This window comes from Neobacillus sedimentimangrovi (genome assembly GCF_010614825.1).
In the GTDB taxonomy this organism is placed as follows: domain Bacteria; phylum Bacillota; class Bacilli; order Bacillales; family Cytobacillaceae; genus Neobacillus; species Neobacillus thermocopriae.
Genome location: NZ_JAAFZF010000032.1, coordinates 23,862 through 36,379, shown reverse-complemented (window position 1 = coordinate 36,379; position 12,518 = coordinate 23,862). Strand labels below are relative to the sequence as shown.

At 38.6% G+C, this 12,518-nt stretch carries 14 protein-coding genes, 2 pseudogenes and 2 riboswitches; of the genes and pseudogenes, 15 read left to right on the top strand and 1 reads right to left on the bottom strand.

Annotated elements, in window-relative coordinates:
* Positions 1-157: pseudogene (locus tag GZA11_RS16735) on the top strand (group II intron reverse transcriptase/maturase); the annotation flags it as partial.
* 90 nt (positions 158-247) lie between these two features.
* Here the strand turns inward: GZA11_RS16735 and GZA11_RS11285 are convergent.
* Complete coding sequence (locus GZA11_RS11285) at positions 248-490, bottom strand: hypothetical protein (protein WP_038534889.1); 243 nt, start codon at positions 488-490, stop codon at positions 248-250.
* 318 nt (positions 491-808) lie between these two features.
* Between GZA11_RS11285 and GZA11_RS11280 the strand changes: the two genes are divergently transcribed.
* The 14 genes and pseudogenes from GZA11_RS11280 to GZA11_RS11215 all read left to right on the top strand — a co-directional run bounded on the left by GZA11_RS11280 (position 809) and on the right by GZA11_RS11215 (position 12,508).
* Complete coding sequence (locus GZA11_RS11280; protein WP_038534892.1) at positions 809-1,276, top strand: GyrI-like domain-containing protein; 468 nt, start codon at positions 809-811, stop codon at positions 1,274-1,276.
* Between the two features lie 56 nt (positions 1,277-1,332).
* Positions 1,333-1,480, top strand: a riboswitch (FMN riboswitch).
* A 142-nt stretch (positions 1,481-1,622) separates the two neighbouring features.
* A complete protein-coding gene (gene ribE / locus GZA11_RS11275; RefSeq protein ID WP_038534893.1) occupies positions 1,623-2,282 on the top strand; it encodes a riboflavin synthase in 660 nt (219 codons plus the stop codon).
* 36 nt (positions 2,283-2,318) lie between these two features.
* A pseudogene (gene ribB, locus GZA11_RS11270) lies at positions 2,319-2,921 on the top strand (3,4-dihydroxy-2-butanone-4-phosphate synthase); the annotation flags it as partial.
* Positions 2,922-2,986: 65 nt separating this feature from the next.
* Positions 2,987-3,454, top strand: a complete 468-nt coding sequence (gene ribH / locus GZA11_RS11265; protein ID WP_038534894.1) for a 6,7-dimethyl-8-ribityllumazine synthase — start codon at positions 2,987-2,989, stop codon at positions 3,452-3,454.
* Positions 3,455-3,521: 67 nt separating this feature from the next.
* A riboswitch (cobalamin riboswitch) is annotated at positions 3,522-3,720 on the top strand.
* A 154-nt stretch (positions 3,721-3,874) separates the two neighbouring features.
* Positions 3,875-4,834 (top strand): ABC transporter substrate-binding protein, encoded by a 960-nt coding sequence (locus GZA11_RS11260; RefSeq protein ID WP_163183862.1) that lies wholly within the window; start codon positions 3,875-3,877, stop codon positions 4,832-4,834.
* Complete coding sequence (locus tag GZA11_RS11255) at positions 4,800-5,858, top strand: FecCD family ABC transporter permease (protein ID WP_038534896.1); 1,059 nt, start codon at positions 4,800-4,802, stop codon at positions 5,856-5,858. The genes GZA11_RS11260 and GZA11_RS11255 overlap by 35 nt, the downstream gene beginning before the upstream one ends.
* 4 nt (positions 5,859-5,862) lie before the next feature.
* Positions 5,863-7,329, top strand: coding sequence for an adenosylcobinamide amidohydrolase (locus GZA11_RS11250; protein ID WP_163183868.1), 1,467 nt, complete (start codon positions 5,863-5,865; stop codon positions 7,327-7,329).
* On the top strand, positions 7,326-8,309 hold the full coding sequence (cbiB, locus tag GZA11_RS11245) for an adenosylcobinamide-phosphate synthase CbiB (RefSeq protein ID WP_163183860.1): 984 nt from the start codon (positions 7,326-7,328) through the stop codon (positions 8,307-8,309). Before GZA11_RS11250 ends, cbiB begins: the two co-directional genes overlap by 4 nt.
* Positions 8,266-9,345 (top strand): threonine-phosphate decarboxylase CobD, encoded by a 1,080-nt coding sequence (gene cobD / locus GZA11_RS11240; protein WP_163183859.1) that lies wholly within the window; start codon positions 8,266-8,268, stop codon positions 9,343-9,345. Before cbiB ends, cobD begins: the two co-directional genes overlap by 44 nt.
* Positions 9,324-9,899, top strand: coding sequence for a bifunctional adenosylcobinamide kinase/adenosylcobinamide-phosphate guanylyltransferase (locus tag GZA11_RS11235; RefSeq protein WP_163183857.1), 576 nt, complete (start codon positions 9,324-9,326; stop codon positions 9,897-9,899). Before cobD ends, GZA11_RS11235 begins: the two co-directional genes overlap by 22 nt.
* Entirely contained in the window at positions 9,896-10,768 is an 873-nt protein-coding gene (locus GZA11_RS11230; protein WP_081905005.1) for a cobyric acid synthase, read from the top strand. The genes GZA11_RS11235 and GZA11_RS11230 overlap by 4 nt, the downstream gene beginning before the upstream one ends.
* Positions 10,765-11,553: an adenosylcobinamide-GDP ribazoletransferase gene (cobS, locus tag GZA11_RS11225; RefSeq protein ID WP_038534906.1), complete on the top strand. Its 789-nt coding sequence runs from the start codon at positions 10,765-10,767 to the stop codon at positions 11,551-11,553. Before GZA11_RS11230 ends, cobS begins: the two co-directional genes overlap by 4 nt.
* Entirely contained in the window at positions 11,511-12,122 is a 612-nt protein-coding gene (locus GZA11_RS11220; RefSeq protein ID WP_038534908.1) for a histidine phosphatase family protein, read from the top strand. Before cobS ends, GZA11_RS11220 begins: the two co-directional genes overlap by 43 nt.
* Positions 12,074-12,508, top strand: coding sequence for a bifunctional adenosylcobinamide kinase/adenosylcobinamide-phosphate guanylyltransferase (locus tag GZA11_RS11215; RefSeq protein WP_038534909.1), 435 nt, complete (start codon positions 12,074-12,076; stop codon positions 12,506-12,508). The genes GZA11_RS11220 and GZA11_RS11215 overlap by 49 nt, the downstream gene beginning before the upstream one ends.
* Positions 12,509-12,518 lie beyond the last annotated feature (10 nt).

Here is a 12,518-nt window from a genome sequence, read left to right as displayed (position 1 = left end):
TGAATGGAAAGCTTATGAATGGGGGAACAGTCGTAAAGGTTATTGGCGAATCTCAAAAAGTCCCATATTACACAGAACCCTTGGAAACTCCTATTGGAGTAACCAAGGGCTTAAAAGTCTACAGAAACGTTATGAATTCTTGCGTCATTTATCTTGATTGAACCGCCGTATACGGAACCGTACGTACGGTGGTGTGAGAGGACGGGGGTTAATCACCCCCTCCTACTCGATTATTTCATTTAGTTTTTCAATCGACCCATTTTTTTCGTTCTCTGTATAAAAACATTTTTTCTGCAATATAACTGACTACCAATCCGATTATGATGGGAACTAGCGACGACCCGATTGAAATAAAGAACCCTCCGGCATCATGAGTATATTCGTAATGGAACATTAACGAAGGAATCGTAAACACAGAACCAAGAAAATAAAGAAGGGAAGTTGTTAATGCAAACGACCCAAAAGTAATGATGAATCCTTTTAGTTTCATTGGAAGAGCACCTCCTATTACTATTTTAACAAATTTTTCCTAATGGTTATATTCTATGCTTTTTTCATTTATTAGGAACATTTTTTTGTAAAGAGTTATTTAAACATAAGAATATATTTTTTTGTTTTTGATAAGGACTGCTCCAATCCTCCTAGCGACTAGGCATCTTCACTCTTCACTTTACGATCAGACAGCATTCAATCAAATTTGTTATTTTTTTAAAATATTAATTATTTCGTTATGTTAAATTTTTTTGCAGGAATATTAGGATAATTTGAGAATAATAGAATAAGCTAGATGTAGAAAAGGGGGATTATCTTGGATATCAAAGTGGTTGAGAAAGAAGAGATGAAAGTTGTCGGGATTTCCTGGAGTGGCAATTTTGCTCAAAGGACCATCATTCCTCAACTTTTTGAAGAAATGGAAAAACGGCTTAACGATATTGCCTATAAAACGGATGAACCGGTATTAATTGCTCCATTTCATAGTAGGGAAACAGATTTAACTTATTATGTGATGGCACCTGTAGAAAAATTAGATGATATTCCTGAAGGTATGTCCGGTTTTACTATTCCAAAGAAATATTATGTTCATACCACACATGTTGGAAGATTTGAAGAAATTAAAAATACATATCATCATATGTATGCCTGGATGAAAGAATACGGTTATGATCAGGACTATCAGGCACTAAGTTTAGAAGTCTATAAACATGAACAAATCCTTCAAAATAAAACGGGAGATCTTCATTTTGACATTTATTTGCCAGTGAAAATTTATAAATAAGGACGAATCATTTCCCTTTCCAAAAAAAATTCAGTATAATAGTAAAAACTACATATTCATTCCTTCGGGGTCAGGTGAAATTCCTAACCGGCGGTGATGAAGCTAGTGCTTCTTAGTCCGTGACCCGTTTAACCATTTTGTTAAACGGTGGATCCGGTGAAATTCCGGAGCCGACAGTTAAAGTCTGGATGGGAGAAGGAAAGAAATCAGGTTTAATCAATGGAAAAAATTTCTCTATTGTTAAGCCTTAGTTTCTTATTGTCTCAAAATGACCCTAGAGGAAGAATCCTTTAGGGTTTTTTCTATATTTACATATTGTTACCTAACCAAATGAAGGAGAAATCATATGTTTACTGGAATAGTGGAAGAAATTGGGTTGGTATTAAATATTCAACGGTCAGGAAATTCGTTCGTTCTTACCATAGAAGCGAAGAAAATCCTAGAAGATATACATCTAGGCGACAGTATTGCCGTAAATGGCGTGTGTTTGACCGTCACCTCATTTTCTGGAAATCGCTTTACGGTAGATGTCATGCCAGAAACTGTAAAAGCGACGAGTCTAAACGAGGTTACCCGAGGTTCGAAGGTCAATCTGGAACGGGCGATGGCGGCTAAGGGTAGATTTGGTGGCCACTTTGTTTCCGGTCATGTAGATGGAATCGGGATTATAAAGAAGAAAAGGGCGTACGAAAACGCCGTCTACTATGAAATTGCGGCTGGGCCGGAAATTATGAAATATGTTATATATAAAGGTTCTATTGCGGTTGATGGGACAAGTTTGACGGTATTTGGTGTATCCGATGAAGGTTTTACTTTATCCATCATTCCCCATACATTGTCTGAGTCCGTTTTAGGGCTTAAAGGTCCTGGAGATATCGTGAATTTGGAATGTGACATGATAGGTAAATATGTCGCGCACTTTTTGAGCCATTTTTCAAGCGAACCAGTACAAAATAAAAAGACGGGAATAACGGAAAAATTTTTAGAAGAAAATGGATTTTACTAACATGTCAGTCAGAGAATCATGAAAGGAGTGATCAGCATGTTCAATACTATTGAAGAAGCGATTGAAGATTTGAAAAATGGGAAAGTCGTCATTGTTTGTGATGATGAGGACAGGGAAAATGAAGGTGATTTCATCGCTTTAGCAGAAAAAGCCACACCTGATATTATTAATTTTATGGCCACCCATGGGAGAGGACTTATTTGTGTGCCAATTGAAGAAGAACTAGCACGAAAACTTGATCTGTCCCCTATGGTAACAGTCAATACTGATTCTCATGGAACGGCCTTTACCGTTAGTATTGACCATAAATTTACGACAACAGGAATTTCCGCATTTGAACGATCAGCTACGATTTTAAGTATGATGGATCCAAACTCAAAACCAGAGGATTTCAAAAGGCCAGGACATATCTTTCCGCTTATTGCCAAAGAGGGCGGTGTCCTTCGTAGAAATGGTCATACAGAAGCAGCAGTAGACCTCGCGAAGTTGGCAGGTGCCAAGGCTGCTGGTGTTATTTGTGAAATTATGAATGAAGATGGGACAATGGCCCGTGTTCCGCAGCTTCGTAAAATAGCGGATCGCTTTAACTTAAAATTCATTACCATTAAAGATTTGATAGAATACCGGACGAAGAAAGAACATCATGAACAACATCTTCGTCATTAAAAAATAGAATAAACAATCATTTACTTGGAGGGTTTAAGATGGGACGTATTTTTGAAGGAAATTTAGTAGGTACTGGATTAAGAATTGGAATTGTCGTTGGGCGTTTTAATGAGTTTATCACGAGCAAATTATTAAGTGGAGCTCAAGATGCTTTAAAAAGACATGGGGTAGAGGAGAAGGACGTAGATATTGCATGGGTGCCAGGTGCATTCGAAATTCCACTAATTGCACAAAAAATGGCAAATAGCAAAAAATACGATGCGGTCATTACATTAGGGGCTGTTATCCGTGGATCCACACCACATTTTGACTATGTATGCAATGAAGTAGCCAAAGGAGTAAATACCGTAGCATTAAACTCTGGATTACCAGTTGTTTTCGGGGTGTTAACAACTGATTCCATTGAACAGGCAATCGAACGCGCTGGTACAAAAGCAGGTAATAAGGGATGGGAAGCGGCTACCGTAGCGATTGAAATGGCCAACTTAAGTAGAAATTTCGAATGATAAAAAGAATTGTCGAAAAAATTATATACAAAACATTTTGCTTTCTTTATAATTGAATTGGATAAAAATTAAATACATAGAAATAGGTGTTTAAAAACTTAATGGACATAAGTTTTTAACTTAAAAGGGAAGTTTGGTGAAAATCCAACGCGGTCCCGCCACTGTAAATGAGGAGCGACCTATACATTGTCACTGTCTGAACGATGGGAAGACATAGGAAGCGATGATTCATGAGCCAGGAGACCTGCCTATTTCAAGTACGCCAAAAACCTACGAGGATAGGGGGGTGGAAACGAAACAACAATAATGGATATTATTGTATGTTCATGCCAACATCCTTCATAAGCAGGGATGTTTTTTTGTTTTTATAAAAACATGTACAGAAAATGGAATTACACAAGAAAGTAGGGGGATTTTAAAATGAAAAGGTTGCATTGGTTATTGCTTGCACTCTTATTAACCATCGGTGGCTTGGCCGGATGTGGTGAATCCAAAGATCAAGTTCAAAAGGAAAAAAATGTTGAAGAAAAAGCGGAAGTGAAAGATTTTCCTGTTTCTATTAAAGATGCTTCCGATCAAGTGGTGAAAATTGAGAAGAAGCCTGAAAAAATTGTCTCACTCATACCTAGTAATACCGAAATTGCTTTCGCATTAGGACTTGGAGATGAAGTGGTGGGCGTGTCCGATTTTGATAATTATCCTGAGGAAGTCAATAAAAAAGAAAAAATTGGTGGTATGGAATTTAATCAAGAAAAAGTTATTTCATTAAAACCAGATTTAGTACTTGCTCACGCTTCGACGGCCCTTAATTCACAAGCAGCATTGCAACAATTAAAAGATGTAGGGATTCCTGTATTAGTGGTAAATGATGCACAAAATTTTGAACAAGTCTATGATTCGATTAAGATGATTGGAAAAGCAACTGGCCAATCAGAAAATGCGGAAAAACTGATTGCCGCTATGAAGAAGAGATTAGCAGAATTGAAAACAAAGGCTGCTGAAATCAAAGAAAAGAAAAAGGTATTAATTGAGGTCTCACCTGAACCAGAAATTTATACTACTGGTAAAAATACTTTTATGAATGAAATGCTCAGTTGGATTAATGCCGAAAATATTGCGGCAGATCAAGAAGGCTGGATCAAAATGGATCAAGAAGCAATGATTCAAAAAAATCCTGATGTCATCATTACAACATATGGATATTATGTTGAAAATCCAGCAGAAAAAGTATTGAGTAGAAAAGGTTGGGAAAATGTGAAGGCTATTAAGAATAAGCAAGTCATTGATATTAATTCTGATCGTGTCACCCGCTCAGGTCCGAGGATTGTTGAAGGAGTAGAGGATCTTGCAAAGGCTATCTATCCGGAAGTTTTTAAATAATACTTATTTAGCTTACACCATCGCATTCATATTTCTTATTATTTCTATGATATTTGCTATTTCGATCGGAACGGTTTCTGTTCCGATTTTAACTATTATTCAAATCATCGGGTCAAAACTTTTTGCGGGACTGACCTATGATATTGAACCGATGTTTACGAGTATTGTGATGAATATTCGTTTGCCGAGAGTCATATTGTCAGGACTTGTAGGAGCTGCTCTTGCGATTGCCGGTGCAGCCTTCCAAGGTCTACTTAGAAACCCGTTGGCAGATCCTTACACTTTAGGAGTTTCATCTGGAGCATCTGTGGGAGCCGTATTAACATTGTTTTTTCAACTTTCTATTCCATTTATTGGTTCCTATACATTACCTGTTCTTAGCATTTTGTTTTCTTTTTTATCTATTTTTTTAGTTCTTATTTTTGCACGTCAAATTGATCGATCGATGAAAGTGGAAACCATTATATTAACTGGTATCATATTAAGTTCTTTCTTGGGTGCTTTAATTTCTCTCATGATTGCACTTACCGGTGATGAGCTCCGGCAAATAATCGGCTGGATCCTTGGAAGTGTTTCAATGCGAGGCTGGGAATACATCAAAATCATTCTTCCATTTTTTATCATTGGCTCATTCCTATTAATCTTTCAAGCCAAGGAATTAAATGCCATGTCCTTCGGGGAAGAAAGAGCCCAGCATTTAGGGGTGGATGTGCGAAAAAGAAAGCTCCTTATCTTATTGGCTGCATCTATTTTAACAGGGGCAGCCGTAGCGGTGTCAGGCACCATTGGATTTGTCGGCCTTGTGATCCCACATCTTTGCAGAATTTTGTGGGGGCCTGATCATAAGCACCTCTTACCTTTATCGATTCTTACTGGCAGTGGGTTTTTAATCTTAGCTGACTTGCTTTCTAGAACCATTATTTCCCCAACAGAATTACCGATCGGGGTGATCACGGCACTTATTGGTGCACCAGTATTTGCTGCGATCCTGTTGCAAAGAAGGGGGAGGAATAAAAATGGGTAAAGAAATGATTTCTGTTCATCAATTATCCGGTGGCTACTCTGGTGAGATGATCCTTAAAGATATTTCCTTTGAAGTAAGGAAAGGAGAATTATTTGGGATTCTTGGCCCAAATGGCAGTGGTAAAACAACACTGTTAAAAATGCTCAGTGGGATTTTACCGCTCCATACAGGTAAAATCTTTATTGATGGAAAGAATCTAAAAGATTATAATGCCAAACAGCTCGCTAGAAAAGTGGCGGTCGTATCCCAGCATACTTCACAATACTTTTCCTACACCGTCAAAGAAACCGTCTCCTTAGGACGGTATGCCCATCAAAAGGGGTTGTTTCAGTCGTGGAATCATGTGGATGAAGCAGTCGTTCAAAGGGTTATGAGACAAATTGGGGTCGAAGCTTTTCAAAACAAAAAACTACAAGAGGTATCAGGCGGGGAAAGGCAGCGAGTGTTCTTAGCGCAAGCTTTGGCTCAGGAGCCAGAAATCCTTTTCCTAGATGAACCGACGAATCACTTGGATTTATCCTATCAAAAAGAGTTGCTTGATTCTTTAAAACGCTGGACGATGGAAAATGATTTAACGGTCGTTTCCATTTTTCATGATTTAAATTTAGCCGGACTTTATTGTGATCGCTTGCTCCTTCTTGAAAATGGGAAAATAAAAATTAACGATGTTCCGAATGAAGTTCTTAAGGAAGAAAGAATTAAAGAAGTGTACCATACCAACATTCAAAAACATCCTCATCCGACAGTACCTGCCCCGCAAATGGTGCTGCTACCGGATGAGGCAAAACAATCCTTTCCTTTTGAAATCAATGAAACGATGTTAGAAATTCAGGACGAATTCATTTCCTTAAAATCACCGATCCCATTAAGAACGATGTCGTCTGGAGTGATTGGGTCGGGGACGGGTTGGCACCGGACATTTGTTAACCGGCATGTCAGCAAAGACTATAACTGTCGTAATCATCGTGAGGAAATGGCCACATATTTAAAAGGAAATGGATTTGATCCAACTGAGACCATTGGGATGATGACAGCGGTCAATCTAGAGGATGTTGTATATAGCTATGTTGATTCAGATGATTTTTCCATCTTAGTGGTGATCACGGCTGGAGTTGGCAATGCCATTGATTGCTCCAAAGCGGAACTGCATTCTTATGAAGTGGTTCCTGGAACAATTAATACGTGGATATTCGTGAATGGCGAACTGACAGAAGAAGCATTTATCCAAAGTATTATGATTGCTACAGAGGCTAAAACAAAGGCCATGAATGATTTAAAAATACGTGACAAAATAACCGAAACGATTGCGACTGGTACATCAACAGATAGTATCTTAATTGCAGCCAGTCAAAAAGGGAAGCAGCTCGAGTATGCCGGCTCTATTACACCTCTAGGAAAACTTATAAGCAAGGCTGTATACGACTGTACAACAAAAGCCATTCAAAAATCTCAAATGAGGAAACGAGGATGATGGTAAACCACTTAATAGCGATCACAATGGCCTATGTAATCGATTTGCTCATTGGAGATCCTCCACATTGGCCACATCCAGTAAGATGGATTGGTTCTTTAATTTCTTTATTAGATAAGCGATGGAATAAAGGAAAATCAAAAAGATGGAAGGGAGCTGCGCTACTTCTTATTGTCTTATTGACTGTTTTTTCTATATCTTTTGTTATCGTTTTCATCGCATATAAGATTCATCCTATATTAGGTATTGGTGTCGAAAGTATCATCATAGCTTCAACCATTGCTCAAAAAAGTTTAAAGGAAGCGGCTCTCGAAGTTTATCATCCATTAATAGAAGGAAATTTGGTGGAAGCGAGAAAAAAATTATCCTATATCGTCGGAAGAGATACGGAAACCTTAAGCGAAGGAGAAGTTGCACGCGGGGCCATTGAAACGGTTGCAGAAAATACGAGTGATGGTGTAACGGCACCATTATTTTGGGCGCTTCTTGGTGGGGCTCCACTTGCAATGGTTTATCGGGCGACGAATACGTGTGACTCCATGGTTGGTCATATCAATGATCGATATAAAGATTTCGGATGGGCATCAGCCAAATGGGATGACGTGATGAACTGGATTCCAAGTCGATTGACTGGAATGCTGATGTTGCTTGGTAACCGTTCAGAAAAAATGAGCAAAAAAGAGGCGTGGATCATTTTATTCCGTGATGCTAAAAAACATCCTAGCCCGAACAGTGGATGGGGAGAGGCGGCAGTAGCTTCCCTATTAGGTATTCAACTTGGCGGAGTCAACTATTATAAAGGCATTATATCTAACCGTGCCAAAATAGGTGAACCTATTGTTCCGATTGAAGCCATGCATATCCCGAAAGCTAATGTGATTTTAACGAGAACGGTCTTACTATTTCTACTTTTTTTATGGATGGGAGGAATGGGTTTTGAGCTGGCCATCACATGGCTCAAATCCGCAATATCTTTATAATGAATTGGGGATGGCGCTGCCTAAGGTGTATCTAGATTTTAGTGCAAATATCAATCCTTTGGGGCCACCGGAGGTTCTGAAAAGAAACTGGAACCATTTTTATGAAGAAATGATGGTTTATCCAGATCCAAATGCGGCCAATTTGAAAATGATCATCGTAGATAAAGAGCAAATATCCGTTGATTCTATTTTAGTAGGGAATGGAGGGGCAGAGCTGATCTTTCTCATTGCCCGAATGCTTGCAGGAAAAAAAGTGTTATTGGTTCAACCTACTTTTTCAGAATATGAAACAGCCTGCCGTGCTAACGGTTGTGAAATTTTATACCACCAATTAAAAGAACCGGATTTCGAACTGGATCTGAATGAATGGCATTCGAAAATAAAGGAAGCGGATGCGGTATTTGTATGTAATCCCAACAATCCAACAGGAATTCAATATCCTCATTCCACGATGATGGCATTGATCGAGGAATGCGAGAAACACAATTGCCAAGTCATTCTTGATGAAGCATTTTATGATTTTTTAAGTGAATATGATTCCGTTATTCCTACCATTCATCAATATTCAAATGTAATCATTATTCGATCCATGACGAAAATGTTCGCTATTCCTGGTCTACGACTTGGATATTTAATTGCTCAGCCAGAAACTATCAAAAAGCTCCGTCCAATTCAACCTCATTGGAGTGTCAATACGATTGCCCTCTTATCTGGGGAACTGTTATTCCAGGAACAATCGTTTATAAAGAAAACACAAGAATTTATTTCAAAGGAACGAAAGCGTTTAGTTGATTTGTTGAAGGAACTAGATTTTATCGTTTCGCCATCCAAAATTAATTTTTATTTACTTCAGGATCCTTATATCAATGATCAATTTCTATTGTTTGAATATTTGTTAAAAAAAGGGGTTATTCCACGTCATACCTATAATTTCCCTGGATTAGAGGGCAGATGGCTCCGTTTTGCGATAAAAAGTGTTGATGATAATAATCAACTTCTGGAGGTGTTAGCGCATTGGCGGCATCTTCATCATTAATTTTTATCACCGGAGGAGTACGAAGCGGGAAAAGCAGTTTTGCAGAACGACTAGCTACTGAGTTTGCAGATAAAACCGGTGGAAAGCTTACATATATTGCGACCGGGGTACCTTCGGATCGGGAAATGAAATTACGGATTAAAAAGCATCAGCGTGATCGACTAGCAAAAGGGTCCATTTGGAGAACGTTAGAGCAACCAGTAAATATTGGCGATTTGGCTAGCAAGATTTCCGAGAATGATATTATTTTACTTGACTGTGTGACTACTTTATTAAATAACCAGTTATTTGTTGCTAATAGAAATTTGGATGAAAGTGATTTAGCTGCAGTGAAAGAGAGGATTCAAACAGGGATTATTGAGCTGAGAAATCGGGCAAAGACGGTCATTGTGGTAAGTAATGAAGTATTACATGAACCGATTTTTCATGATCATTTCATATTGATGTATGGAAAGTTATTAGGGCAAATCCATCAGTTTTTAGTGAATTTGGCGGATCAGGCTTATTTAGTGGAAGCAGGAATTCCTATTATTATGAAAGGAATGAGGCAATGAAAGGTGTAATGATTCAAGGCACATCATCCAATGTAGGGAAAAGTTTAATCGCAACTGCCCTTTGCCGGCTTTTTGCCAATGAAGGAGTTAAAGTGGCTCCATTTAAATCCCAAAACATGTCCAATTTTTCTTGTATTCTTCCAGATGGAAGTGAAATTAGTAGAGCTCAGGCGATTCAGGCGGAAGCAGCTAAAATTGAGGCAACCGTATGGATGAACCCAATTGTGTTAAAACCACGTCCAAATCACAGTTCGGAGACTGTTTTATTAGGAAAATCAATAGGGAACATATCGGGGCAAAAGTATCGTGATCAATTTTATGAAAAAGGGTTAAAGGCCGTTAAACAATCCCTTGAACAGTTGGAGAAGCACTTTGAGTTGGTTGTGATTGAAGGTGCCGGTAGCCCGGTAGAAATTAACTTAAAGGATAGGGACCTTGTAAATATGAAGGTGGCTCAACTAGCGGATGTGCCGGTCGTTCTTGTAGCTGATATTGAACGGGGCGGAGTTTTTGCCAGTATTGTTGGAACACTGGAGCTACTTGAACCTGCAGATCGAAATAGAGTGGTAGGGGTAATCATTAATAAATTTTCCGGAGATCCAGCTTTATTTGTTGATGGTGTTCAATGGCTAGAAGAGAAAACAGGAATTCCTGTGTTGGGGGTCATTCCCTATATGGAAAATCACATGATTGATGAAGAGGATTCCTTATCGGTTAAGGACAATCCGGTCAGTGATATGACGGTTCAAAATGCGGCTGATCATGTGGAGATGGATCAACGTTATGAACGGCTTGCTTCTTTTATGAAGCCTCACCTGAAATGGGAGCTGCTAAAAGATATGATCTCCCAATGGGGACATAAAACATGAGCTTTATTAGAGGTTTTCTCATAACCGTTCAATTTTTTACAGCCATACCAATTAATAAGGAATTTCCGATGGATCCGGAACATTTAAAAAAAGCTGTCCAGGCTTTTCCACTGTTGGGCCTACTACAGGGAATCATTTATTCTCTCTTATTATATTGTTTCGTTGAGTTTTCACCATTTACCCATTTGGCTTCCGCATTTATTCTTTGGCTTATGACTATATTCCTGACAGGTGGAATTCATCTAGATGGCTGGATGGATACGAGTGACGCTTATTTTTCTTATAGGGATCAAGAAAAAAGACTTTCGATTATGAAGGATCCACGAACAGGAGCTTTTGGTGTCCTATCTGTCATTGTTTTATTGAGCATGCGGCTTTTCTTTATTTATGAGATTACGAGAAACCCTATGACGTCCACCTATCTTTTGATTGCTGCTATTCCATTCTTTAGCAAAATGGTCATGGGATGTCTCCTTCTATCAGTAAAATCAGCTAAACAGGAAGGTTTAGGGTATTTGTTTCAAAAAGCTGCAGATGTGAAATCACTATTCATCTATCTATTTTATTTAGTTGGATTCATTTTATTAGTCATACTATTGATTCATGAATTCGTACAGACAGGAATTATGTTATTGGCTGCCGTTATTTCCTTATATTTTTGGCGCAGGAAGTCTATGAAATGGTTCGGCGGAATTACAGGTGATGTACTGGGAGCTGCTGTGGAAGGGACTGAAGTGGGATTATGGATGACCTTGTGGTTATTGCATTATTTCGTCACGGCTTAACAGAAGAAAATAAACGAAAGGCTTATTTGGGATGGAGCGATTCACCATTATGTCCGACTTCTATAGATAACTCACAAATGAGAATGTATGATTGTTATTTTTCTAGTGACCTTACGCGATGTATATTAACAGGAAAAATGCTTTTCCCACAGGCCGTTCCTATTCGATTAAAAGAGTTCAGGGAATTGAATTTTGGACAATGGGAAGGGAAAACATATGAAGATTTAAAACATGACTCTCTTTATCAGTATTGGCTCACTGCTCCTGAACGGTTCAGCCCACCAAATGGGGAATCCTATTTGGAATTTATTCATAGAGTCGAAGCAGGATGGAATACGGTCATTGAAAAAATTTTGTCAGGTCCATTTAAGAGCGCTGCCATCATTACTCACGGAGGCCCCATTAAATTTTTGTTATCAAAGTTTGCTCCCGTGAAAAAGGAGTTTTGGAGTTGGCAGGTACCCCATGATCAAGGATTTGAATTGATCTTTAAACGGGAACAGCTTAGGAGGGGAGAACGGTGCATTTCATTACAGGAGGTGCCTTTAACGGTAAAAAGGCATGGGTAAAGAAAACCTATCGTGTAACAAAAGATGACCCATGGATATCCGCGTATAAAAATGATCTTATCCCAATAAATCTCAATGGAATCGATCGAAATTTGATCATTCTCGAGGGTGCTGAACAATGGATCAAAAAATTAACGGAGATTCACAATTCTACTAAGTCTCGTGAATTATGGAATCACTATTTGAACCAATGGTCCTCATGGGAAAAAGAAAAACCGGAACGACAAATCGTTGTGATCGGGACAGATATCACAAAAGGCATTGTTCCATTGGAAGCGGAAAATCGATTATGGCGAGATGTGACAGGTTGGGCTTTTCAAGATCTGGCCGCAAAATCCGATAAGATTGATGTTATTTGGTATGGAATTAACCAATCGATAAAGTGAGGGGAAACAA

Excerpts from the sequence above, each read along its gene's own strand:
- cobS (WP_038534906.1), top strand. The coding sequence starts at position 10,765 with ATGAGCTTTATTAGAGGTTTTCTCATAACCGTTCAATTTTTTACAGCC.
- GZA11_RS11285 (WP_038534889.1), bottom strand. The coding sequence starts at position 490 with ATGAAACTAAAAGGATTCATCATTACTTTTGGGTCGTTTGCATTAACA.
- GZA11_RS11220 (WP_038534908.1), top strand. The coding sequence starts at position 11,511 with ATGGATGACCTTGTGGTTATTGCATTATTTCGTCACGGCTTAACAGAA.
- ribH (WP_038534894.1), top strand. The coding sequence starts at position 2,987 with ATGGGACGTATTTTTGAAGGAAATTTAGTAGGTACTGGATTAAGAATT.
- GZA11_RS11230 (WP_081905005.1), top strand. The coding sequence starts at position 9,896 with ATGAAAGGTGTAATGATTCAAGGCACATCATCCAATGTAGGGAAAAGT.
- GZA11_RS11260 (WP_163183862.1), top strand. The coding sequence starts at position 3,875 with ATGAAAAGGTTGCATTGGTTATTGCTTGCACTCTTATTAACCATCGGT.
- GZA11_RS11250 (WP_163183868.1), top strand. The coding sequence starts at position 5,863 with ATGATTTCTGTTCATCAATTATCCGGTGGCTACTCTGGTGAGATGATC.
- ribE (WP_038534893.1), top strand. The coding sequence starts at position 1,623 with ATGTTTACTGGAATAGTGGAAGAAATTGGGTTGGTATTAAATATTCAA.
- cbiB (WP_163183860.1), top strand. The coding sequence starts at position 7,326 with ATGATGGTAAACCACTTAATAGCGATCACAATGGCCTATGTAATCGAT.